The 23,529-nt window shown below is 54.3% G+C and carries 22 protein-coding genes; 21 read left to right on the plus strand and 1 reads right to left on the minus strand.

The window, feature by feature from the left end; all coding sequences use genetic code 11:
* Positions 1–10: 10 nt before the first annotated feature.
* The 14 genes from fabG to QT231_RS02510 all read left to right on the plus strand — a co-directional run bounded on the left by fabG (position 11) and on the right by QT231_RS02510 (position 14,415).
* Positions 11–754 carry a 3-oxoacyl-ACP reductase FabG gene (gene fabG / locus QT231_RS02445; protein ID WP_308335339.1) on the plus strand — a complete coding sequence of 248 codons (744 nt, stop codon included), beginning with the start codon at positions 11–13 and terminating at the stop codon, positions 752–754.
* Positions 755–878: 124 nt separating this feature from the next.
* Positions 879–1,112, plus strand: a complete 234-nt coding sequence (acpP, locus tag QT231_RS02450; protein WP_008956801.1) for an acyl carrier protein — start codon at positions 879–881, stop codon at positions 1,110–1,112.
* 192 nt (positions 1,113–1,304) lie between these two features.
* On the plus strand, positions 1,305–2,543 hold the full coding sequence (gene fabF / locus QT231_RS02455) for a beta-ketoacyl-ACP synthase II (protein ID WP_308335340.1): 1,239 nt from the start codon (positions 1,305–1,307) through the stop codon (positions 2,541–2,543).
* A gap of 6 nt (positions 2,544–2,549) precedes the next feature.
* On the plus strand, positions 2,550–3,362 hold the full coding sequence (gene pabC, locus QT231_RS02460; RefSeq protein ID WP_308335341.1) for an aminodeoxychorismate lyase: 813 nt from the start codon (positions 2,550–2,552) through the stop codon (positions 3,360–3,362).
* 62 nt (positions 3,363–3,424) lie between these two features.
* Complete coding sequence (mltG, locus tag QT231_RS02465) at positions 3,425–4,432, plus strand: endolytic transglycosylase MltG (RefSeq protein ID WP_308335342.1); 1,008 nt, start codon at positions 3,425–3,427, stop codon at positions 4,430–4,432.
* 54 nt (positions 4,433–4,486) lie between these two features.
* The gene (gene tmk / locus QT231_RS02470) at positions 4,487–5,140 is read left to right on the plus strand and encodes a dTMP kinase (RefSeq protein WP_308335343.1); all 654 of its coding nucleotides are present in this window, start codon (positions 4,487–4,489) and stop codon (positions 5,138–5,140) included.
* Positions 5,131–6,117 carry a DNA polymerase III subunit delta' gene (locus QT231_RS02475; protein ID WP_308335344.1) on the plus strand — a complete coding sequence of 329 codons (987 nt, stop codon included), beginning with the start codon at positions 5,131–5,133 and terminating at the stop codon, positions 6,115–6,117. The genes tmk and QT231_RS02475 overlap by 10 nt, the downstream gene beginning before the upstream one ends.
* 53 nt (positions 6,118–6,170) lie before the next feature.
* The gene (locus QT231_RS02480; RefSeq protein ID WP_308335345.1) at positions 6,171–6,506 is read left to right on the plus strand and encodes a PilZ domain-containing protein; all 336 of its coding nucleotides are present in this window, start codon (positions 6,171–6,173) and stop codon (positions 6,504–6,506) included.
* Between the two features lie 106 nt (positions 6,507–6,612).
* Positions 6,613–7,443: a TatD family hydrolase gene (locus QT231_RS02485; RefSeq protein ID WP_308335346.1), complete on the plus strand. Its 831-nt coding sequence runs from the start codon at positions 6,613–6,615 to the stop codon at positions 7,441–7,443.
* Positions 7,444–7,485: 42 nt separating this feature from the next.
* A complete protein-coding gene (locus tag QT231_RS02490) occupies positions 7,486–8,058 on the plus strand; it encodes a DUF1285 domain-containing protein (protein ID WP_308335347.1) in 573 nt (190 codons plus the stop codon).
* Positions 8,055–10,265, plus strand: a complete 2,211-nt coding sequence (locus QT231_RS02495; protein WP_308335348.1) for an ATP-dependent helicase — start codon at positions 8,055–8,057, stop codon at positions 10,263–10,265. Before QT231_RS02490 ends, QT231_RS02495 begins: the two co-directional genes overlap by 4 nt.
* Positions 10,266–10,425: 160 nt before the next feature.
* Complete coding sequence (locus QT231_RS02500) at positions 10,426–11,655, plus strand: porin (protein ID WP_308335349.1); 1,230 nt, start codon at positions 10,426–10,428, stop codon at positions 11,653–11,655.
* Positions 11,656–11,666: 11 nt separating this feature from the next.
* Positions 11,667–12,104, plus strand: a complete 438-nt coding sequence (locus tag QT231_RS02505; protein WP_308335350.1) for a phosphate ABC transporter substrate-binding protein — start codon at positions 11,667–11,669, stop codon at positions 12,102–12,104.
* 109 nt (positions 12,105–12,213) lie between these two features.
* On the plus strand, positions 12,214–14,415 hold the full coding sequence (locus QT231_RS02510) for an EAL domain-containing protein (protein ID WP_308335351.1): 2,202 nt from the start codon (positions 12,214–12,216) through the stop codon (positions 14,413–14,415).
* 86 nt (positions 14,416–14,501) lie between these two features.
* On the opposite strand, the gene QT231_RS02515 is transcribed toward QT231_RS02510, so the two are convergent.
* Complete coding sequence (locus tag QT231_RS02515; protein WP_308335352.1) at positions 14,502–16,166, minus strand: electron transfer flavoprotein-ubiquinone oxidoreductase; 1,665 nt, start codon at positions 16,164–16,166, stop codon at positions 14,502–14,504.
* Between the two features lie 502 nt (positions 16,167–16,668).
* On the opposite strand from QT231_RS02515, the gene QT231_RS02520 reads away from it, so the two are divergent.
* The 7 genes from QT231_RS02520 to nrdF all read left to right on the plus strand — a co-directional run bounded on the left by QT231_RS02520 (position 16,669) and on the right by nrdF (position 23,412).
* Positions 16,669–17,418: an electron transfer flavoprotein subunit beta/FixA family protein gene (locus QT231_RS02520; protein ID WP_308335353.1), complete on the plus strand. Its 750-nt coding sequence runs from the start codon at positions 16,669–16,671 to the stop codon at positions 17,416–17,418.
* Positions 17,419–17,487: 69 nt separating this feature from the next.
* Positions 17,488–18,414: an FAD-binding protein gene (locus QT231_RS02525; protein WP_308335354.1), complete on the plus strand. Its 927-nt coding sequence runs from the start codon at positions 17,488–17,490 to the stop codon at positions 18,412–18,414.
* A gap of 200 nt (positions 18,415–18,614) precedes the next feature.
* Entirely contained in the window at positions 18,615–19,226 is a 612-nt protein-coding gene (locus tag QT231_RS02530) for a superoxide dismutase (RefSeq protein ID WP_308335355.1), read from the plus strand.
* Between the two features lie 265 nt (positions 19,227–19,491).
* On the plus strand, positions 19,492–19,713 hold the full coding sequence (nrdH, locus tag QT231_RS02535) for a glutaredoxin-like protein NrdH (RefSeq protein ID WP_008956787.1): 222 nt from the start codon (positions 19,492–19,494) through the stop codon (positions 19,711–19,713).
* Between the two features lie 9 nt (positions 19,714–19,722).
* Positions 19,723–20,157: a class Ib ribonucleoside-diphosphate reductase assembly flavoprotein NrdI gene (gene nrdI, locus QT231_RS02540; protein WP_308335356.1), complete on the plus strand. Its 435-nt coding sequence runs from the start codon at positions 19,723–19,725 to the stop codon at positions 20,155–20,157.
* Between the two features lie 83 nt (positions 20,158–20,240).
* Entirely contained in the window at positions 20,241–22,346 is a 2,106-nt protein-coding gene (gene nrdE, locus QT231_RS02545) for a class 1b ribonucleoside-diphosphate reductase subunit alpha (RefSeq protein WP_374694373.1), read from the plus strand.
* A 94-nt stretch (positions 22,347–22,440) separates the two neighbouring features.
* On the plus strand, positions 22,441–23,412 hold the full coding sequence (gene nrdF, locus QT231_RS02550) for a class 1b ribonucleoside-diphosphate reductase subunit beta (protein ID WP_007114779.1): 972 nt from the start codon (positions 22,441–22,443) through the stop codon (positions 23,410–23,412).
* Positions 23,413–23,529: the final 117 nt, after the last annotated feature.

Raw genomic sequence — 23,529 nt, forward strand, 5'->3', positions numbered from 1 at the left:
GCAGAACGTTATGACGCAAGAGAGTAGAGTTGCTCTGGTAACAGGAGCGAGTCGCGGTATTGGGCAGGCCATTGCGCATGAGCTGGGTCGTCAAGGCCGTATTGTCATCGGTACTGCGACCAGCGAGTCAGGTGCTGAGAAAATTGATGCCGATTTGAAAGAGCACGGCATTGAAGGGGCGGGTATGTGTCTTAATGTGACCGACCAAGCCAGCATCGACAGCGTGTTGAAAACCATTGCTGAGCGCTTTGGTGCGCCGACTATTTTGGTTAACAATGCCGGTATCACTCGTGACAATTTGCTGATGCGAATGAAAGAGGATGAGTGGGACTCCGTTATGGATACCAACTTGAAATCTGTCTATCGTGTTAGCAAGGCGTGCCTGCGGGGTATGACCAAGGCGCGTTTTGGGCGTATTGTGTCAATCAGTTCTGTGGTGGCAACCATGGGCAACTTGGGTCAAACTAACTATGCTGCAGCCAAGGCCGGTATGGAAGGTTTCAGCCGAGCACTGGCGCGTGAGGTCTCCTCTCGTGCTATCACGGTCAACGCAGTGGCGCCGGGCTTTATTGCGACTGATATGACCGAAGCACTACCCGAAGCACAGCATGAGATGTTGCTTAAACAAATTCCGCTGGCCCGCTTAGGGGCGCCGGAAGAGATCGCCGCAGCGGTAGGCTTTTTGACCAGTGATGCAGCCGGTTATATTACCGGCGAGACGCTTCACGTGAATGGCGGCATGAATATGCGTTGATGGCCTTGGGCCTGGCGGTTGCGTCGATCCAAGGGCGTCTATAAACTACCCCGCAGCTTTTGGCTTGCGGTTTCCAAATAGCTGGTTATCAAAAACGGCTAATGTGAACGACTGGAGTAGGTTAATGAGTACTATTGAAGAGCGCGTGAAGAAAGTTGTAGCAGAGCGCCTGAACGTTAAAGAAGAAGACATCCAAAACAGCTCTTCTTTTACAGAAGACTTGGGTGCTGATTCCCTCGACACCGTTGAGCTGGTAATGGCTTTGGAAGAGGAATTCGATACTGAAATTCCTGATGAAGAAGCTGAGAAAATCACCACGGTTCAAGAAGCCATCGATTACGTGAACGCCCACCAGTAAGGGCTGCGTCGATGCATCGAACCAGGGTGGGGTGCTAGTCACCCGCCTTAAAAGCCGTCCTTTCCCAGGGCGGCTTTTTTGCTTTGCAGCCACAATGCTTATAACGTTCAATCTCCGTTATACTGTTGACCAAATTTAAGCAGCAAATGACCCGAGTGGGTCGCGTCACCATGGATGCCTGGAGGAAAGCTAATGGCACGGAAAAGGGTAGTGGTAACTGGGTTAGGCCTGGTGACCCCAGTGGGTAATAGCGTTGATGAGTCGTGGGCCAACATTGTGGCCGGTAAAAGCGGTATTACGCCTATTGAGCATTTCGACACCAGCGGTTTTAACACCCGCTTTGGTGGGTCGATTAAAAATTTTGATATTGGCGAGTATCTGAACCCTAAAGATGCCCGCAAGATGGATCTGTTTATTCAGTACGGCATGGCGGCCGGTGCCCAGGCGGTAGCGGATTCGGGTATTGAGTGCACCGAAGAAAACGCCGACCGTATCGGTGTGGCTATCGGCTCAGGCATTGGTGGCTTACCCATGATTGAGCATAACCACACTGCATTGAATAAAGGCGGCGCGCGAAAGATATCGCCGTTCTTTGTGCCGGGTTCAATCATTAATATGATTTCAGGCAATATGGCGATCCAGCACGGCTTCAGAGGGCCTAATATCGCCATTACGACTGCCTGCACCACGGGCACCCATAATATTGGCTACAGTGCACGCACGATTGCCTATGGCGATGCGGACGTCATGATCTGTGGTGGCGCGGAGATGGCCACTACGCCGTTGGGCCTGGGCGGCTTTTCAGCTGCCCGCGCACTCTCTACGCGCAATGATGATCCGGAAGCGGCAAGCCGCCCCTGGGATACCGACCGGGATGGTTTTGTGCTGTCCGACGGTGCGGGGGTGCTGGTGCTTGAAGAGTATGAGCATGCCAAGGCTCGGGGTGCCAATATCTACGCCGAGTTGGTGGGCTTTGGAATGAGCGATGACGCTTATCATATGACTTCGCCCCCGGAAGATGGGCGTGGCGCAGCGCTCTCTATGCGTAATGCGATCAAAGATGCCCAGGTTGACGTCTCTGCGGTTCACTATATCAACGCCCACGGCACCTCCACCGCGGCAGGCGATCTGGCTGAAAGCCGTGCCATTGAGAACGTTCTGGGTGACGCTGCAAACAGCGTGGCAGTGAGCTCGACTAAGTCGATGATTGGCCACCTGCTGGGTGCCGCAGGGGCAGTGGAAGCGGTGTTTAGTATTTTGGCTATTCGTGATCAGATCGCGCCCCCCACGATTAATCTGGATAACCCACAGGAAGGCTGCAACCTGGACTATGTGCCGCATACCGCGCGGGATATGCGAATTGATATGGCGCTTTCGAACTCCTTCGGCTTTGGCGGCACTAACGGTTCGCTACTGTTTAAAAAGGTGTAGTTGGCTATGTTGCCGCCTGCGTTATCTGATGATCAGCCGGTGCCGTTTGATGATCGTGGGCTGGCGTATGGTGATGGCCTTTTTGAGACGGTGCTGTTGCGTAATGGTGCCCCCGTGCTGTGGCGCTACCATACGGCGCGTTTGGCGCAGGGCTGTCATCGGCTGGGGATGCCGCTACTTAGCCAGGAGGCGCTTGACGCCACTTGGCAAGGCGATTCCACAGCCGAATTTGAAGTGCTAAAGATTATACTGACCCGGGGCAGCGGTGGGCGTGGCTATGCGATGCCGGATCAGGTCGTACCGCGCCTGCTTAGCCGACGAACGCCGTTTCAGCCCTCAGTTGAGCGCTGGCAGCAAGGAGTGACGGTTCGACTTTGTGACTTGCAGCTTGCCAGGCAGCCGCGGTTGGCAGGTATCAAGCATTTAAATCGACTGGAGAACGTACTGGCCCGCCAGGAGTGGCGCGATGCCGCTATTGCCGAAGGATTGCTCGCCGACAGTGAAGGTCTTGTGGTAGAAGCCACCAGCATGAATGTTTTTTGGCAGCAGGCCGGGGAGGTGTTTACACCTCTGCTTGACCAGTGCGGCGTGGCGGGAACGCTGCGTGCTGCACTGCTTGAACAAGGAGCTGTCGCTCAATCTTCGCTTTCGCTTGATCAACTCGCTGATGTCGAACGGCTATGGGTGGCCAACTCTGTCCAGGGGGTGTGGCCAGTCACTAAGCTACTTTCAGCGAATGGCTCGCTGCTGCGGCGCTGGTCGCTAAGACAGCCTGATCCGTTCCAGCGCTTGGCGCATCAGCTATTGGGTGTTGTTTAGCGCCCCTGTTTTTTTGAGATATCGTTCGTTTAGATATCGCCCTGCAATTTTCTAGAGGTGTCATGGTGAAACGGTTATTAACCGCCTTATTGGTGTTAGTGGTGGTCGGGGCTGCAGGTGCAGCAGGCGGTTATTTCTATTGGCAGAGCCGACTAGAGGCACCGCTTTCAATTGGTGAGCCAATGCTTTACCAAGTGCCATCTGGCGCAGGCTTTAATCAGGTCGTAGCACAATTGGAAGAGCAGGGCGTGCTGGAGGATGCCTGGGCGTTTCGTTTGCTAGCACGAATTGAGCCTGAACGTGTGCCTCGGCTGCGTACTGGCGAGTATCAGCTGTTGCCGGATATGAGCGGGCTGGAAATGATGGCTCTGTTAGGTAGTAATAAAGTGGTTACCTACTCGTTGACCATTCCTGAAGGATGGACTTTTCGGCAGATGCGGGAGTTGCTCAATGCCGCGCCGAAACTCGAGCATCGTACCGCTGAGTTGAGTGATGCTGAAGTGATGACGCTTCTCGACCGAGAAGGCACCTTTCCAGAGGGCTGGTTCTTCCCTGATACCTATCGTTACCATCTGGGGATGAGTGACGTGGATATTCTGCGTCAATCATTGGAGCGGATGGAGCGCATTTTAGAAGAAGTATGGGAAGAGCGCGCGGATGACCTCACCATTGACTCCCCTTACGAGGCGTTGATTATGGCCTCCTTGATCGAGCGGGAAACCGGTGCGCCCGAGGAGCGGCGCGAAATAGCCGGTGTTTTCAAGCGTCGTATGGAGCAGGGCATGCGCCTGCAAACCGATCCAACCATTATTTACGGTATGGGGGAGCGTTACGAAGGGCGAATTACCCGCGCCGATATTCGCGAGGCTACGCCCTATAACACCTACGTGATTGACGGAATACCGCCTACGCCTATCGCTATGCCAGGACGCGAATCGCTAGAGGCGGCGGTAAATCCATTGCCTGGCGAAACACTCTATTTCGTGTCTCGCGGCGATGGTACGCACCACTTCTCGCGCACGCTGCGGGAGCACAACAACGCTGTTAATCGCTATATTCGTAACCGTTAATCGTCGTGACCCATCAGCCAGTATTGATCGAGAACACCACAGTAAGGGAGCATGATGAGTAAGCGTGGACGCTTCATTACGCTGGAAGGCGGCGAAGGGGTGGGGAAGTCCACCAATGTGGGCTTTGTCGCCGAGTGCCTGGAAGCCGAGGGGTTGGAAGTGGTGCGCACCCGCGAGCCGGGTGGCACCGCCCGTGGCGAAGCTATTCGCGCGCTGCTGCTGGATCCTGCTCCTCAAGAGCCGCTGCACGTGGACGCTGAGCTATTGCTAATGTTCGCCGCGCGAGCCCAGCATTTGGCGGAGAAAATTTTGCCCGCCCTGGCCAGTGGGGCATGGGTGGTGTGTGATCGCTTTACCGATGCCACCTTTGCCTATCAGGGCGGCGGGCGGGGCATTGCCAAGGAGCGTATTGCCGTGCTGGAGAATTTTGTCCAGCAGGGGCTTTCACCGGATTTGACGTTGCTGCTGGATATGCCCAAAGAGGCTGCTACCCAGCGCCTAGAGTCGCGTTTGAACGACCGGCAAGAGCAACGGGATCGCTTTGAACAGGAGCCAGGCGACTTCTTCCAGGCGGTGCGCGAAGCTTACTTGTCGCGTGCGGCAGAAGCGCCCGAGCGCTTTGCCGTGATCGACGCCCAGCACTCGCTGGAAGAGGTGCAAACGCAAATACGTCAAAGCCTTCTCAAGCGGGTCGCAGCATGGCGTTAACCGGCGTAATGCCGTGGCATCAAGCCACTTGGCAGCATCTAACCCGCTTGGCTGATAGTGGCAGAATGCCCCATGCGCTGCTTATTCACGGCGCCCACGGTGTGGGTAAGCAGCAGTTGGCGGAGGCGTTAATTGCGCGAACGCTATGCGCCTCGCCCGCTGATCAAGCCTGCGGCCACTGCCATAGCTGCGCGATGCTGGCATCGGGCTATCACCCGGATTTGTTACGGGTTTCGCCGGAAGAGGGGAAGCGCCAAATCCGTATTGACCCGATTCGCGAGGTTAATCGTTTTGTTTCGCAAACCGCCCAGCAGGGTGGCTATCGGGTGATTGTGGTTTCTCCCGCCGAGGCCATGAACGTTGCTGCCGCCAATGCGCTACTCAAAAGCCTTGAGGAGCCCGGTGATCAAACCCTGTTTATTCTGCTTTCAGACGTGCCTTCGCGGATGCTAGCGACGATCCGCTCCCGGTGTCAGCAGTGGTCGCTGCCCAGCGTTGCCTTTGAGGCGTGTCGTGGCTGGTTAATTGAGCAGTTGGGCAGCGCCGATGATGCCTATTTCTGGTGGCAGGTGGCGGGAGGGCTGCCGCTGCTGGCTGTGGAGCTGGCAGCACCTGAAGAGCGCGCTTTACGCCATCAGATTCACGACAGTTTTGAGCAATTGGTGCGAGGTGCAGAGCCCGTTTCAGAGGCGGCTCGCCTGGATCGCCAAGCGATAGATGCCATCTTATGGTACGGTATCGCCTGGCTGGAAGACCTGATTCGTTTCGGTTTATCCGATAATGGGGAGGTATTGCATAATCCCGATTTAGAGCCGCTTTATCGCCAAGCGGTCAAAAATGGTCGTGTTCAGGATTGGTTTCGTCTGCTCGATTATGCCCGTGAACAGCGGCGTTTATTGGCAGTGGGGGCAAACCCAAATCCCCAGTTGGTGCTTGAGGCGTGGTTGGTGCGCTGGGCAGCGCTATTGCGTTCATAGCGGTATTTAATCCTGTTCCCCACAGCTGTTCAAAACAGCTCAGCGAGGTCGTCATGGCAACTCAGAAAGCGCTCTCTCTTACCATTCCTGATGTGCCAACACTGCTTTCTGCCTATATGCCTTTTTTGGATCGTGGGGGAATGTTTGTGCCTACACAGACTTCCTATGCGCTTGGCCAGCAAGTCTTTTTACTGCTCACACTGCCGGGTGAAAGCGGACGTCTTTCGATCAGCGGCCAGGTGGTATGGGTGTCGCCAGAGGGGGTGAGTGGCCGCCGAATGCCGGGCATTGGTCTACATTTCAGCCAGCAGGACTACCCTGTGCGTGACCGCATTGAGACACTGCTGGCCGGTCAATTGGATAAAGCGGCCCCATCGTTCACGCTCTGAACGCCATTTTTATGCTCTATTTTTAAGATCTAGTTGTTATGGCCTATCTGTTTTGGCCCCCTTGTTTTGAACAGTCTGCTAGAACCCATTTATTGTCGAGAGCCGTATGTTTGTCGATTCACACTGTCACTTAGATCGTTTATCCGACCAGACCCATGGGGGCGATATTGCTGCCACCTTGGCAGCCGCCCGTGCTTCCCATGTCAATCAATTTCTTGCTGTGGCGGTTACGTTAGAAGATATGCCCCAGCTGGCGGCTATTGCCCGTGAACATCACGATGTAGTGATTTCGGCTGGCTTGCATCCCTTGCACCAAAGCGAGCATGAGCCTAGCGTCGCGGATATAAAAGAGGCCGCTGAGCGGTACGGCGCGGTGGCGATTGGTGAGACTGGCCTGGATTATCACTACCGTGACAGTGTGCCTGTCGAGATACAGCACGAGCGCTTCAAGCGTCACTTAATCGCCGCGCGGGAGCTGGAGCTGCCGGTGATTATTCATACCCGTGAAGCCAAGCAGGAAACTCTGGCGCTGCTGCGTGAATATAGCGACCCACGGGTGGGGGGTGTATTACACTGTTTTACTGAAGACTTGGCGATGGCCCGTGAGGCGGTGCGGCTGGGTTTTTATATTTCGCTATCGGGCATTATTACATTTCGCAATGCAGCGTCGCTGCGTGAACTGGCCCGTCAACTGCCGCTGGATCGCCTGTTGATTGAGACCGACAGCCCTTATTTGGCGCCTGTTCCTCATCGCGGTAAGCCCAATGAGCCCGCCTGGGTGGTACAAGTGGCGGAGTGCATTGCCCAGGAACGAGGCATCAGTGTCGATGAAGTGGCCATGCAGACGACCGTCAACTTTTATCAGCTCTTCCGTGCCGCGGCGCCTGATGCCCCGAAACACGTTAAAGAGGCGTTGGCTCAATCAGGGCTTGTATAGCAGCCTGAGGCGCCTTGAATACGCTCAAACGAGGTGGGCGTTATGAACATTGATCGATTGCTCAAACAAGGTAGCGGAGATGAAGAGTGCGCTGGCGCTATTCCACCGCTCGATGAGTGGCAGCCTGCGCTCTCTGGCGATATGAATATCATCATTCGCGCCGATGGTAGCTGGTGGCACGAAGGGCAGCCGTTTGCCCGACCCAAGGTGGCGCGTCTATTGGCCACGCTGCTGCGCCTGGATGATGAGGGGTACTGCCTGGTCACGCCGGGGGAGCGCTGGCGGATAGAGGTCGAAGACCTGCCGCTGGTGGCGGTGGAAGCTGACTTCCATGACGGTGCTTGGTGGTTTACCACCCAGTTTGACGACGTCGTGCGCTTGGACGCCGAGTATCCGCTTTCCGTCACCTCAACCCCCCAAGGTGAGGCTGTGCCGCAATTGCCGGTACGTTTCGGGTTGGCTGCACGCTTGCACCGCAATGTCTTTTACCAGCTGGTTGAGACGGCTACAGCCCGTGATATTGGCAATGGCCAGAGTGAGCTTGGGGTAACGAGTGCCGGGCAGTGGTTTGTGCTGGGTCAGATTGATAATGAGTTGCTTGGCGAGGCGCCGTGAAGTTAACTGCTGAACAGCAAGCTGTCGTCAATCATCAAGCTGGGCATGCGCGGGTGGCGGCAGTGGCCGGGGCAGGCAAAACCACTACCATGGCCGCTCGTGTGCTGCATCTATTGGCCAGCGGCGTTCCACCAAAGCGTATCCTGGTGCTGATGTTTAACCGCTCAGCAAAGGATGATTTTCAGCGCCGGTTAGTCTCCATGGCACCTACTGGGCAGGCATTGCCGGATGTGCGCACTTTTCACTCCCTGGGCCACCGCTTGACCCAGAGCCTGTGCCGCTGGGGCGCACTTGCGCCACGCCAATTGCTATCCGCCGATTGGCAGTTGGAAAGGCTGCTTCGTCAAGCGAGCCTTAATGTGCTGCGTGACGCTGTCGAACGCCGCGATGCTGCCCTAGAGGGTGATCGGCTGGAAACCTTGGCCCACTTCTGTGGCTTGGTGAAAGCAGAAATGATCACCCCGGAAGCACTCTATGAGCGGCTAAATTTCGACCCAGATACCGACTACTTCCCAGCGGCGTTTGCCGAAGCGGAGCGGCTATTAGACGCCGAGGGCGTTATGACCTATGCCGATCTGCTCTATCGTCCGCTGTTGGCGTTAGAGGGCGATAGTGCCCTGCGAAGCCGCGTGGAAGGGTTTCTCGACCATGTCATTATTGATGAGTATCAGGATATTAACGCCGCTCAGCAGCGCCTGCTATCCGTGTTGGTGGGTAATCGTGCCGAGGTGATGGCAGTGGGCGATGCCAACCAGTGTATTTATGAGTGGCGCGGCGCTAAACCCGACACCATGCTGGATAATTTTACCGCTACCTTTGGCGAAGCCACTGACTACCCACTATCGACTACCTTTCGGCATGGCCATGCCTTAGCGCTGGCCGCTAATCATGCCATTGCCGCAAATCAGCGTCGTCCCAACCAGCTTTGCCTTGCTGCAGCTAATAACCCGGAGACACGTGTATCGGTGGGGCAGGGAAGTCGTTTGCTGCTTGATGCGTTGTTAGATTGGCAGGCTCAGGGGCGAGCGTTTAACGAGGCCAGCCTGCTGGTGCGCAGCTGGGCGCTATCAGTGCCGTTTCAACTGGCACTGTTACAAGCCGGGATTCCATTTCGTCTTCAGCGCGAGGATCGGTTTGTTTTTCGTTTACCGCTGGTTCAGGCCCTGGCGGGGTATTTAAAGCTGTCGCGTCGTCCTGATCTACTGCGCGACCCGCAACAGCTGTTACTGCTGCTTTCACAACCGACTCCCTTCGTTGCCCGTGAGCGTCTGCAGCGGCTCGCCTACCAGTTGGCTTCTACCCAGCAGTGGCCTGAGCGTCATGACCCCCTGTTGGCGGCGTTAAAGCCAATACAGCGGCGTACGCTAAAAAAACGTTGGGTGCTGCTTTGTGATCTGCCCCAGCTAAGTGCATGGCCGCCCGCCAAGCTGTTACGCCATGTGGTGGAAAGCATTGATGCTGAAAAAACGCTTAAGCGCGCGGCGGCACGACGGGATAAAGGCGAAGAGGATGTACGCTTACTCGACGTGCTAATTGAACAAGCACAAAGCGTGCAAGACCCCGACGCTTTTATTGAGCTATTGGAACGCCCGGTAGAGAACCAGGCGGGCGGCATACTGATCAGTACCGTTCACGGCGCCAAAGGACTTGAGTGGCCGCTGGTGGCGGTGGCCGGGGTTAATGAAGAAGACTTTCCTCACTATAGTCGCGACAACCCTCTCAGTGACGACCGCCTGGAGGAGGAGCGTAGGCTCTTCTATGTCGCCATTACCCGCGCCCAGGAGCAGCTGTTAGTGCTCCATGATGGCGGCGTGCATCGCCCTAGTCGCTTTATTGCCGAAAGCGCTTGGCAGGACAGTATGCGGGTAGCCTCCTGTTTGGCCAGTGCCGGCGCGCCAGCGAATTCGCTGCAAGTAGCGTCGGTGGAGTTGGTAAAGCGCTATCTAGCCCGGCTGGGGCGAGACGATATTGCGCTAGCCCCAGCGCAGATTGAAGAGACCAAAGTAGGCTATTCGGGAGATGCCCATTTTTACCCCGGTCAGCGCCTTCTTCACGCGGTATTTGGCGAGGGTGAAGTAGCCGCTGTAGAAGGAAGTACCAGCGACCCCGTGATTGATGTGCGCTTTGACCAGGCCGGGCGAAGGCGGCTTATTGCCCGCCGGGCACCCATTGAGTTGCTGGAAAATGGCTCAACGCTTGCGGGGTAAGTAGTTGATTCAACGACAAGACACACTCTTTCACATTTGCAGTCGAATTAAGCTTTTGGGTTGTTTGACTTAGCATGGCCCTGCCGATTTAATACCCTCACTCCTACCGAGCTAATACGCCACAGCTCATAGCATATAACTTATCAAATAGGGAACGGGCATGGTAAGGCAAGCCACCTGGCTCTGCGCCATTTTGATCGTCACCCAAAGCGGCGTCTTGCTTGCCGATAGCGGTCTGCCTAATCTGGAATTTAATGGTTTCGGCACGCTGGGCGTTGTTCATTCTGATGAGCGAAACGCTGACTTCGTTGCTGACCCCTTTGCGTCCGAAGGTGCTGGTTATAGTGATGACTGGAGTGCTGAAGTTGATAGCCGCTTAGGGCTCCAGGCTACGCTGCGTATGACGCCGCAAATTTCCTCGGTTGTTCAGGTGGTCAGCGAGAAGCGATACGATGGTTCATTCGCGCCTGCTATTGAGTGGGCGAATGTTCAATACGACGTTACCCCTGATCTTAGCTTACGCATTGGGCGTATGGTGCAGAGCTCTTTTATGACCTCTGAGCACCGGAAGGTTAATTACGCCACCCCGTGGATTAGGCCTCCACAAGAAGTTTACCGTTTAATGCCTGTGGCCAATTTCGATGGCGTAGACATGCGCTATCGGTACCAGAACGGTAGCGCAAGCAATGAGTTGCAGCTGAATTTTGGTGGGGGCAGCGTTGAGTATCAAACCGGAAGTATCGACGCCAGCGATTCATGGGGCGTGTCTCACCGCACTCACTGGGGTAATACCACTCTGTTTGCCAGCTATGGCGAACTGAAAGTAAGCGCTGATGAGCTTACCCAATTCTTCGATGCGTACCGCCTCTTTGGCCCGTCTGGCGAAAAGCTGGCCAGTCGTTACGAAGTCGACGGCAAGCGTATGCGCCTAATGAATTTAGGGGCAAGTTATGACCCAGGCACATGGTTTGTTATGGGCGAATGGGCGCGCTCTTCGTCACCGTCTCTGTTGGGGGAGGGTGAAGGCGCTTACATGACTTTCGGCTATCGGATCGCCGAGTGGACACCGTATGTGGGGGTTGCGCGAGCAAAAGTTACCAGTAATACGTCAGAGCCGGGGTTGAATGCTGCCCTTTATCCACCGCCCTTTGCAGAAGGCGCGCAAGTACTTAATGGTATATTGAATGAGCTAATATCCAGCGGGATGCAGCAGGAGAGCATTACGGTGGGGGCTCGCTGGGATTTCAGGCCAGGTATGGCTCTTACGGCCCAGTATGATCATATCGACATGCGTTCAGGATCATCCGGGGGGCTGATTAATCAACAGCCCGAGTTTACCCCAGGTGAACGTATTAACTTGTTCAGCCTTGCGCTCGACTTTGTGTTTTAAGGAGAGTGGCAATGCTTAAACGTCTTACTGCATCGGTGTCCAACCTGTTATTGGCGGCAGGGCTGGGCTTGTTTTATCTCCCAGCTTCAGCCGAAGTATTGGTAGTTGTAGCAGCTGAAGCGCCTGTTACTCGTCTTACCCGCAGCGATTTAAGAGATGTTTATTTAGGGCGCCGTACGCTAATGATCAATGGCGTAGAAGTAGTGCCCTTGGATCTGACTGAAGGCACGGCAGTGAGAAGTGAGTTTTACACTCACTACACGGGGCAAACCCCCGCGCAGATCAAGGCGCATTGGGCTAGGCAGATATTCACTGGGCGAGGGCAGCCGCCCCAGGCGCTTGCTAACAGTCGCGCAGTGGTAGAACGGTTAGTCAGCGATGCAAAATCCCTAGGCTATATAGACTCTTCTTTTCTTGATGAGCGTTTGCGAGTGGTGACAATTGAGTAGCCTCGATGATCAAACAGACCCTGAACAGGGCAGCCCATCCAGAACCTTTATTAATCGGTGGTCACATCATCTTGTGGAGCCATTTGTATTATTTAGCATAGTGGCCTTTATGATACTGCTGGTTATATGGGGCAGTACTTATTTCTTAGTCAATAAAGAGCGTATGGTCATTGAGCGCCAGGCTGAGTTGTCTGTGAGTGAAATGACCGATACCTATGAAGCACGTGTTGTCAGAGCCCTGCGGGAAATCGATACGGCACTGAAATTAGTACGTTTCACCGCCAATAGCAGTGATCACGCGAACGTGCTCGGTGTGTTACATGAACAGCGGTTACTGCCGCCTGCACTGCTATTCACCATCAGTATTGTTGATGAGCAGGGCATGATTGTTGAAACGACTGATTCAGGACGGCTTGGGCAGCGCCTAAAGCCTCCTTCGCAAGCAGTGCTGGGCGATGATTACTTGGCAGTGTGGGAGACGGATGCTTATCAAGCAAAACAGCTGAGCTTTGCTCGGCCGTTAATGTCCGAGTCAAAGTCTGAGGCAGGGGCAGGGGCAGGGGCAGGGTGGGTGGTTATTGCTATTGATGCGAATTACTTTGTGAGCAGTTATGAAGTGGGTTCGCTGGGCCAGCAAGGGATGCTGGCACTCGTTGGTACCGATGGCAGCGTACTTGTCAGGCGCACCGGGGAGGCCACCCACTCAGGCGAACTGATGGATATAACGGCTTGGGAAAGTAGTACTCTGGATGCTGTAAGTGCGCCCTTTCTGACCCATTGGCAAGGTGTCGAGCGCTACACGTTGGTACGCCAGCTGTATGATTTCCCATTGTCTATCGTCGTCGGGCTGTCTGCGCAGGAGCAGTTGGCCGCGGCTCAACAGCTTGCGCGAAAATATTGGCAGCGGGCTGCTTGGACAAGTGGCCTGATGCTGATCATTCTGGCTATGCTCGCCCGTCTGAGCTGGCAGCTGCAGCGGGCGCAGCAGCGGGTAATGGAAGAGCGCGTATCGCACGCCCAGCAGGTTGAACACTTGGCTTTCCATGACACGCTAACCGATTTGCCTAATCGAGCCTTTTTGAGTCATTTGCTTACTCAGGCTGTGAAGCTTGGCACCCGCCATGATGAATCCTTTGCGCTCCTTTTCCTGGATCTTGACCGCTTTAAGTTAATCAATGACACCTTAGGGCATGATGCCGGAGACCATCTTCTACAAGAGGCGGCAAGACGGCTGACCGCTTCGGTGCGTGAAAGCGACTTTGTCGCTCGATTAGGAGGGGACGAATTTGTCATTGTTTTGAGCAGGGTCAGCCGACGAGATCAGATTGAGCCAATAGCCAAAAAAATTCTCTCCGCTGTTAGAGAGCCCTTTATGCTGGCTGGGCAAGAGTGCCATGTCTCGGTCAGCATTGGTGTTTCGCTGTACCCGATTGACGGGCTTGATGAGCAAACATTAATGAAAAGTGCTGATATGGCAATGTATCAGGCGAAGCAACTAGGCAAAAACAATGTCCAGTTCTATACCGATGAATTAAGTGCGGAAGTGGATGTGCGCTTGACCCTGGAGTCTGGCCTGCACCGGGCGCTTGCCGGTCAAGAGTTTAGGCTGTTCTTTCGGTCAAAGCATGACATCGAAGTAGGCAGCACGCTTGGCATGGAAGCTCTGCTGCGTTGGCAACATCCAACACTTGGCCTGCTTGAGCCCGCGCAATTTATGACCCTCGCTGAAGAGAGTGGTTTGGCAATGCCTATCGGTCAATGGGTGCTCGAAAATGCCTGTAGGCAAAACATGCTTTGGCAGCATGAAGGGTTTCCCGCATTAACCATGGCCGTCAATATTTCTGCGCGCCAGTTTTATGACAATGGCTTTGTTGAGAGTGTTAACGACGCATTAACGGCGACCGGCATGGATCCGACGCTGCTTGAGTTGGAGCTTGCCGAGAGCATGCTGCTGCAGGATGTTAACCGTACGGCGAGTATTTTTGCAGAGATAAAAAAGCTGGGTGTGAGGATTGTGGTTGACGATTTTGGTACCGGATATTCATCTTTATCTGACTTAAACGTGTTACCGGTAGACGCTTTAAAAGTCAGCTCTTGTCTAGTTAAGCGTTTGTCAGGTACGCGACATGACCAGCAGTTATCTTCATCAGTCATTGAGCTGGGTCAGCTTCTCAGCCTCCAGGTGTTTGCGAAAGGGGTCGCCTCCCATGAACAGGCACGCTTTATTCACAGTCCCTCCAGTCACCATTTCCACGGCTTTTATAGTTATAGACCGTTATCCGTAGAGGAGAGCTGCCTGGAGAAGAAGTAGCTTGGAGAACTTGTTAGAGAGGCACTACTTACCCTTTACAGCCAATGTAGGGCAAGCAGTGCGCGCAGGTTTTAAACCTACTCTTCTTACATATTAGGGTAGTTGGGCCCGCCACCGCCTTCGGGAGCTACCCAGGTAATGTTTTGCGCTGGGTCTTTGATATCACAAGTTTTGCAGTGCACGCAGTTTTGGAAGTTGATCTGAAAGCGTGGCTGTCCCGCGCTATCTTCCACTACTTCGTAAACCCCTGCCGGGCAGTAGCGCTGTGCCGGTTCTGCGTATTTAGGCAGGTTTTCACGGATCGGTAGCTCAGGATCATCCAGGCGCAAATGACACGGTTGATCCTCTTCATGGTTAGTGTTCGATAGAAACACAGAGGTAGGCTTGTCGAAGGAGAGTTTGCCGTCTGGTTTGGGGTAGTTAATCTTTTCAAACTCGGCCGCAGGCTTGAGGGCCCCGTGGTCGGTGGCAGTGTCATGGACATTAGGCAGCTTGTTGCCCAACAACTGGTGAGCAAAATTATACGCTCCGCCGCCCACGGTGCCATATTTATGGATCGCGGGCCCAAAGCTGGCGCTCTCTTTAAGCTCCTGATAGGCCCAGCTGGCTTCCCATTTCTGAGTGAAGCTCGTTAGTTCCTGTGCGCCCTCATCGCCCCCTTTGATCGCCTCAAATACGCTCTCCGCGGCAACCAAGCCAGACTTCATGGCAGTATGCAGGCCTTTGATCTTGGAGAAATTGAGGGTGCCCGCATCGCAGCCGATCAGTAGGCCGCCGGGGAAGGTCATTTTAGGTAGGCTATTAAAGCCGCCTTTGGTAATTGCCCGCGCGCCGTAAGCTACGCGCTTACCATCTGCCAGGTACTGGCTAATGACCGGGTGATGCTTCATGCGCTGAAATTCGTCGAAGGGAGAAAGCCATGGATTCTGGTAGCCAAGATCCATAATCAAACCCACAACCACCTGCTGGTTTTCCGCATGGTAAAGGAACCAACCGCCGTGGGCATTTTTCTCTAATGGCCAGCCTGAACCATGCAACACGAGCCCAGGCTCATGCTTGTCAGCAGGCACATCCCACAGCTCTTTAAGGCCAATACCGTAGTGTTGCGGGTCGCGACCTGCATCCAGTGAGAAGTCTTTGATTAACCGCTTGCCCAAATGCCCTCGCGCGCCTTCGGCAAACAGCGTGTACTTGGCGCGTAGCTCCATGCCCGGCATATGGCCATCTTTGGGAGTGCCATCGGCGGCGACACCCATATCGCCAATCAGAATGCCGCGTACGGCGCCATCTTCCACAATGACGTCTTGAGCGGCAAAGCCTGGAAAGATTTCAACGCCGAGAGCTTCTGCCTGTTCGGCCAGCCAGCGGCACAGGTTGCCCGCACTGATCACATAGCGGGTAAGGTCACCGCCGGTGTTGTGCATGCTTTTGGGCACTAAGGCGTTGGGCACTTTCTGTGCTTTTTCGGCGTCCTTGAGCAAAAAAACATCGTCGCGAATCGCCGGGGTATTCAACGGCGCGCCGCGCTCTTCCCAATCAGGAAACAACTCAGCCAGGGCGCGTGGTTCAAACACCGCGCCGGATAAAATGTGCGCGCCAACCTCTGAGCCTTTCTCAACCACACACACCGTGAGTTCTTGCTCAGCCTCGTTGGCTTGCTGCATTAGTCGGCATGCAGCGGAAAGCCCGGATGGGCCCGCACCGACAATGACGACATCAAAGTCCATTACATCGCGTTCAACAGTTTCCACCCGGTTTCTCCTTACTCTCTTTTAAGCGTCAACTTTTGCAAAGCTAATCTAAAGGTAACGCTACGAAACTAGCTTATAAGAAGTTGATCTTAATTTAAAACGGTCGTTTGCTTCTGGTTATGCCCCATGATAGGCATAATACCTGCGTCAGGTCACGCCTACGATGGCGAAAGGAGTATTTATTGGCAGTATGCTTCATCCCCTCCCGTTCATTGCTACGACTAAGGCCGTAGTGAATGATTAAGGATTAGATGTTGTCGCTTTATGGCAGGCTATGGCAAATTGATAGGGTTTTTCAATTGCGTGCCTATCAAACGCTTGATTGAATTTTATGAGATGAGTTTAGCAGCGCCGCCATTTCTGTTGGTAGCGCCTGCATTGAGGCAGGCAGATCATTGCTGAGAGATACCAGAAGCCTTCAATGCACGTCTTAAAAAGGGGTATCCGCCGGGCGGGTGCCGTCTCAGGGTAACGGCTTTACGACAAGCCAAGCGAGGAACCTATGAAAGTACTCGTCGCGGTTAAACGCGTCATCGACTACAACGTCAAAATTCGCGTTAAAGCGGATCACTCGGACGTCGACCTTACCAACGTCAAAATGGCCATGAACCCGTTCTGCGAAATTGCCGTGGAAGAAGCGGTGCGCCTGAAAGAGAAGGGCATCGCTACGGAAGTGGTCGCGGTCACCGTTGGCCCCAAGGCCGCCCAAGAGCAACTGCGCACCGCGCTGGCGCTGGGTGCAGATCGCGCCATTCATATCGAAACCGACGAGCGCGCTGAATCCCTGGCCGTGGCCAAATTATTGGCTAAAGTGGTCGAAGAAGAGCAGCCCGGCCTGGTCGTTCTCGGCAAGCAGGCGATCGATACTGACAACAACCAGACCGGCCAGATGCTGGCGGCACTCACTGGCCTGCCCCAGGGCACCTTTGCTTCAGAGGTTGCGGTTGACGGTGACAAAGTCAACGTCACCCGTGAAATCGATGGCGGTCTGCAGACCATCGCCCTGACGCTGCCGGCGATTGTCACCACCGACCTGCGTTTGAATGAGCCGCGCTACGCCAAGCTTCCCGATATCATGAAAGCCAAGAAAAAGCCCCTGGATGTGAAAACCCCCGCCGACTACGGCGTCGAGGTGGCCTCCAAGGTGAGCCTGCTAAAAGTCGAATCGCCAGCGGAGCGTAAGGGCGGCGTTAAAGTCGCCTCGGTAGACGAGCTGATCGACAAACTGAAAAACGAAGCCAAAGTTCTCTAAAGTCGGTTGTTTATCCCCGGACATTGAGACAAGTTCTTTGAGAAAAGCGCTTTTGAAGGAGCTGATTTTATGAGCATTTTGGTACTTGCCGACCTGCATGAAGGCCAACTGGCCGGTGCGACGGCCCACGTAATTGCGGCCGCCCAACAGATCGGCGGCGATATTGATGTTCTCGTTGCCGGTGAAGGCGTTCAGGCGGCGGCCGAGGCGGCTGCAAAACTCGACGGCGTGAACAAAGTGCGCGTTGCGGATAACGCCGTTTACGCCCACCAACTGGCTGAGCCCATGGGCGCGCTGCTGGTCGAACTGGCGGGTGATTACACCCACGTACTCGCTAGTGCCTCCACCACCGGCAAAAACGTGCTGCCGCGGCTAGCGGCGCTAAAAGATGTTAGCCAACTGTCGGATGTTATCGCCGTGGATAGCGCCGATACTTTCAAGCGCCCGATTTACGCGGGTAACGCCATTGCGACGGTGAAAAGCGACGACGCGTTAAAAGTCATTACCATCCGTTCCACCGGCTTTGACGCGGTAGGCGAGGGGAACAATGCCCCCGTGGAAGCCGTCGATGTGGTGGTTGAAAACAGCCAGTCCAGCTTTGTTAAAGAAGAGCTGGCGGCGTCGGATCGCCCCGAACTGGGCGGCGCCAAGGTGGTGATCTCCGGTGGTCGCGGCATGGGCAACGGTGAGAACTTCAAGCTGCTCGACGGCATTGCCGACAAGCTGGGCGCCGCCATTGGTGCTTCCCGCGCCGCGGTGGACGCAGGCTTTGTGCCCAACGATATGCAGGTCGGTCAGACCGGCAAGATCGTCGCGCCGGATCTGTACATTGCCGTGGGTATCTCCGGTGCCATCCAGCACTTGGCGGGTATGAAAGACTCCAAGGTGATCGTCGCGATCAATAAAGACGACGAAGCGCCGATCTTCCAGGTCGCCGACTACGGGCTGGTGGGTGATCTGTTTGAGATTCTGCCGGAGCTTGAGAGCAAGCTGTAAGCGGTTGAGCAGTTCAGTCCTAAAAGCCGGCTTCGCCAGAAGTCGGCTTTTTTGTGCTGGACCTATTAGGTAAACTGGCAATAGTTGACTAAAGTACTGAGGCAAAAGGTAAGAAAAACCACCCCGGTGGTTGAAAAAGCTGCGGACTGACCGCACATAGGTAAGTGAAAGCAACGAAAGCCACTCAAGGAGATGATGATATGGCACATACATTACCCGAATTGCCGTACGCATATGACGCTCTCGAACCGCATATCGATGCGATGACGATGGAAATTCACCACTCTCGTCACCATCAGACCTACATCAACAACCTGAACGCTGCTCTGGAAGGCACAGGCCTTGAAGATGTACCTGTTGAAGAATTGGTCGCTAATCTGGATCGCGTTCCAGAAGCCAAGCGCCAAGCCGTTATCAATAACGGTGGCGGCCACGCGAACCACTCCATGTTTTGGCAGATGATGTCGCCAAACGGCGGTGGCAGCCCCCAGGGCGATGTAGCCAAGGCTATCGACGCTGAACTGGGCGGTCTGGAAGCGTTTAAAGAAGAGTTCAAAAAAGCCGCCGTGGGCCGTTTCGGCAGTGGTTGGGCATGGCTCTCTCTGACGCCTGAGAAGAAGCTGGTAGTAGAAAACACCCTGAACCAAGACAGCCCGCTAATGCACGGCAACACGCCGTTGCTGGGTCTGGATGTTTGGGAACATGCCTACTACCTGAAGTATCAAAACAAGCGTCCTGATTATATTGCAGCGTTCTTTAACGTTGTGAACTGGGAAGACGTTGAGCGTCGTTACCAAGCTGCGATTAGCTAATATTGCTATGACCCGCTAGCCGCGCCGCTTTGCGGCGCTGTGAAAAAACCGTCCACTTTTTAGTGGGCGGTTTTTTATTGCCTGGGGGCAGTGTTTTAGGGGCAGGGTTGGGCATTAGCTGTCAATATCCTGTGGATGAAAAATACCACATATGCTTGAATTGATTTTTCATTGGTCTATATATAGTATGCGTCGTATCTTTTAGAGAGGGCAGGCACTAGATGTGCTCTACCCGAAAAATGCCGCTATGAAAAGGAAAATAACCATGGAAATCCAAATTTATAGCAAGCCAGCTTGTGTTCAGTGTACTGCGACTTACCGTGCGCTAGACAAGCAGGGGCTTGATTACACCGTCATCGATATTACCGCTGAATCCGGTGCTCAAGAAGAAGTCGAAGCGCTGGGCTACCGCCAGCTTCCCGTTGTCGTAGTCGGCGAAGACCATTGGTCGGGTTTTCGTCCAGACCGTATTCAGGCACTGGCTTAAGTCATTCCAATGCTGGCAAGTTGCACACCTAAGCCTGCAGCCGGCAGTTTGGTGTACTTCTCTACTAAGTCAGGCAATACCCATCGTTTTGTAGAAAAGCTTGGTTTTGCCGCAAAGCGACTGCCGCTGAATCGAGACGAGCCTGTTCCACGTGTCACCCAGCCGTATATTTTAATTACCCCCACTTATGGTGGGGGGAGTGAGCAGGGGGCGGTGCCCAAACAGGTCATCCACTTTCTCAACGATACGCATAATCGGAGCCTCCTGCGGGGGGTCATTGCAGCGGGCAATACTAATTTTGGCGAAGCCTATGGCCTTGCTGGCCGCATTATCGCCAAAAAGTGCAATGTGCCGCTGCTGTATCGATTCGAACTGTTTGGCACCGACGACGACGTGGCCAACGTCCGCAAAGGAGTAGAAGAGTTTTGGAAACGACAAGCCTAGCCTCTAAAGACACAGCCTCTACAGATTTAGCCCCTAAAAATGTTGAGGCAAAACGGCCTGCGGCTACTTCTGAAGCGCGCACGCTGGATTACCACGCCCTCAATGCCATGCTCAACCTGTACGGGGCCAATGGCGAGCTACAGCTGGATAAAGATCGCGAAGCGGCTCGCCAGTACTTTTTGCAGCACGTTAACCAGAACACAGTGTTTTTCCACTCGTTAGAGGAAAAGCTCGATTACTTAGTAGAAGAGCAGTACTACGAAGCAGAAATGCTGGCCCAGTACAGTTTCGCCTTTATCAAGGCGCTGTTCGAGCAGGCCTATGCGTATAAGTTTCGCTTCCCCAGTTTTTTGGGCGCTTTTAAGTACTACACCAGCTACACGCTAAAAACGTTTGATGGCAAGCGCTACCTAGAGCGTTACGAAGACCGCGTTTGCATGGTGGCACTGACCCTGGCGCGGGGCGACGAAACGCTGGCGAAGTCGCTAGTGGATGAAATTATTAGCGGCCGTTTCCAGCCCGCAACACCCACTTTCCTGAACTGCGGTAAGCAGCAGCGCGGCGAGCTGGTGTCGTGTTTCCTGTTGCGGATTGAAGACAATATGGAGTCGATTGGCCGGGCGATAAACTCGGCGCTTCAGCTCTCCAAGCGTGGCGGCGGCGTGGCATTTCTGCTCACCAATATTCGTGAGTCAGGCGCGCCGATCAAGCGGATTGAAAACCAGTCGTCGGGCATCATCCCGATTATGAAGCTGCTGGAAGATGCCTTCTCCTACGCTAACCAGCTGGGCGCGCGTCAGGGCGCCGGGGCGGTTTACCTGAATGCCCACCATCCTGATATTCTGCGCTTTTTGGATACCAAGCGGGAAAATGCCGACGAGAAAATTCGTATCAAAACGCTTTCCCTGGGCGTGACGATTCCGGATATCACCTTTGAACTTGCCAAGCGCAACGACGATATGTACCTGTTCTCGCCCTACGATGTAGAGCGTGTTTACGGTGTACCGTTTGGCGATATCAGCGTCACCGAGAAGTACCAGGAAATGGTCGCCGATGCGCGTATCCGTAAGCACAAGATTAACGCCCGGGCATTTTTCCAGGTGTTGGCCGAATTGCAGTTTGAATCGGGCTACCCCTACCTGATGTTCGAAGACACGGTTAATCGTGCCAATCCGATTGCTGGCCGCATTAACATGAGCAATCTGTGCTCGGAAATTCTTCAGGTGAATACGCCTACCGAGTATGACGACGACTTGGGCTATCGCCATATTGGCCAGGATATCTCTTGCAACCTGGGTTCCATGAACATTGCCAAGGTGATGGACTCAGGCGAACTCGGCACCAGCGTAGAAATTGCCATTCGCGGTCTCACCGCCGTATCAGAGATGAGCAACCTGCGCAGCGTACCCTCGATTGCCGAAGGTAATGCTAAGTCCCGGGCGATCGGCTTGGGCCAGATGAACCTGCACGGCTATTTGGCGCGGGAGCATATCTACTACGGTTCTGATGAAGGCTTGGATTTTACCAATATCTACTTCTATTGCGTTGCCTTCCATGCGATCCGGGCGTCGAACCGTTTGGCGATTGAACATAAGGACACCTTTGCAGGCTTTGCAGACTCCACCTACGCCTCGGGCACCTTCTTTGATAAGTACACTGACCAAGCGTGGCTGCCGCGTACTGATAAAGTACGTGGGCTGTTTGAGCGCAGTGGTATCGCGCTACCGACCCAGGACGATTGGCAGGAGCTGAAAGCCTCGGTCATGGCTCACGGTTTGTATAACCGTAACCTGCAGGCGGTGCCGCCAACAGGATCGATCTCCTATATCAACAACTCCACCTCCAGTATTCACCCGGTGGCGGCGAGAATCGAGATTCGCAAAGAGGGCAAGCTAGGGCGTGTTTACTACCCGGCGCCGTTCCTGGACGAAGCCAATTTCGACTACTTCCAGGACGCTTACGAAATTGGCCCGGAAAAGATCATCGACACCTATGCGGAAGCCTCGCAGCACGTCGATCAAGGTCTATCGCTAACGCTATTCTTCCCGGACACTGCAAGCACTCGGGATATCAACAAGGCGCAGATTTACGCCTGGCGGAAAGGGATCAAAACGCTTTACTACATCCGCTTGCGTCAAAGTGCGCTAGAGGGCACTGAGGTGGAAGGCTGTGTGTCTTGCACGCTGTAATCGCAACGACGTGCTCGTTTTTGTAACCCAGCTTTTATGACCATAACCCAGCTTTGCTAGCCCGGCGGTAATGGCCGGGCTTTGAGAGAGTGATATGAATACCATGCAACGTTTATCGCGGGTTGACGCGATTAACTGGAATCGGCTCCAGGATGATAAAGACCTGGAAGTCTGGAACCGCTTGACGAGTAATTTTTGGCTACCGGAAAAAGTCCCGCTATCTAACGATATTCAGTCTTGGAACACCCTGACCGAAAAAGAAAAACAGCTGACAATTCGCGTGTTTACTGGCCTTACTCTGCTGGACACCATTCAAAGCAGCGTTGGTGCACCGGTATTAATGGAAGATGCCCGCACTCCTCACGAAGAGGCGGTTTACACCAACATCGCCTTTATGGAGTCGGTGCACGCGCGCTCCTACAGCTCGATTTTCTCAACGCTGTGTACCACCCGCGATGTGGACGATGCTTTTCGCTGGAGTGAAGAGAATCCTACGCTACAGGCAAAATCCCAGCTGATTTTAGAGCGCTACCGCTCTGACGATCCGCTGATGCGTAAAGTCGCCAGCGTGTTTCTTGAGTCGTTTCTGTTCTACTCCGGCTTCTATCTGCCGATGTACTGGTCAAGCCACGCCAAGTTGACCAACACCGCCGACCTGATCCGTCTGATCATTCGCGATGAAGCGGTACACGGCTACTACATTGGCTACAAATTCCAGCAGGCCATGGCAGAAGCGACACCCGCGCGTCAGCAGGAAGTTAAAGATTACGCCTACGAGCTGCTGCTGGAACTCTACGACAACGAAGTGCGCTATACCGAGTCGCTGTATGACGAGGTCGGCCTGAGTGAAGACGTGAAAAAATTCCTTCACTACAACGCCAACAAAGCGCTGATGAACCTGGGCTTCGAGCCACTGTTCCCCAGCAGCGTGACCGATGTGGATCCGACCATCATGGCGGCGCTGTCACCCAACGCCGATGAGAACCACGACTTCTTCTCCGGCTCCGGCTCTTCCTACGTGATCGGCAAAGCCGTTGCCACCGAAGATGACGACTGGGCGTTTTAAGCTGATTACCGAACATTGTCAGTGTGCGCAGTGAGGGTAGGGCGTCCTCACTGCGTGGTTTTTGGATAGAATGAAAAAAATTGTGAGTTTATGTGGGTGTTGGCAATAATTAAGGGC

This window comes from Halomonas sp. SpR1, assembly GCF_031010175.1.
Lineage (GTDB): Bacteria > Pseudomonadota > Gammaproteobacteria > Pseudomonadales > Halomonadaceae > Vreelandella.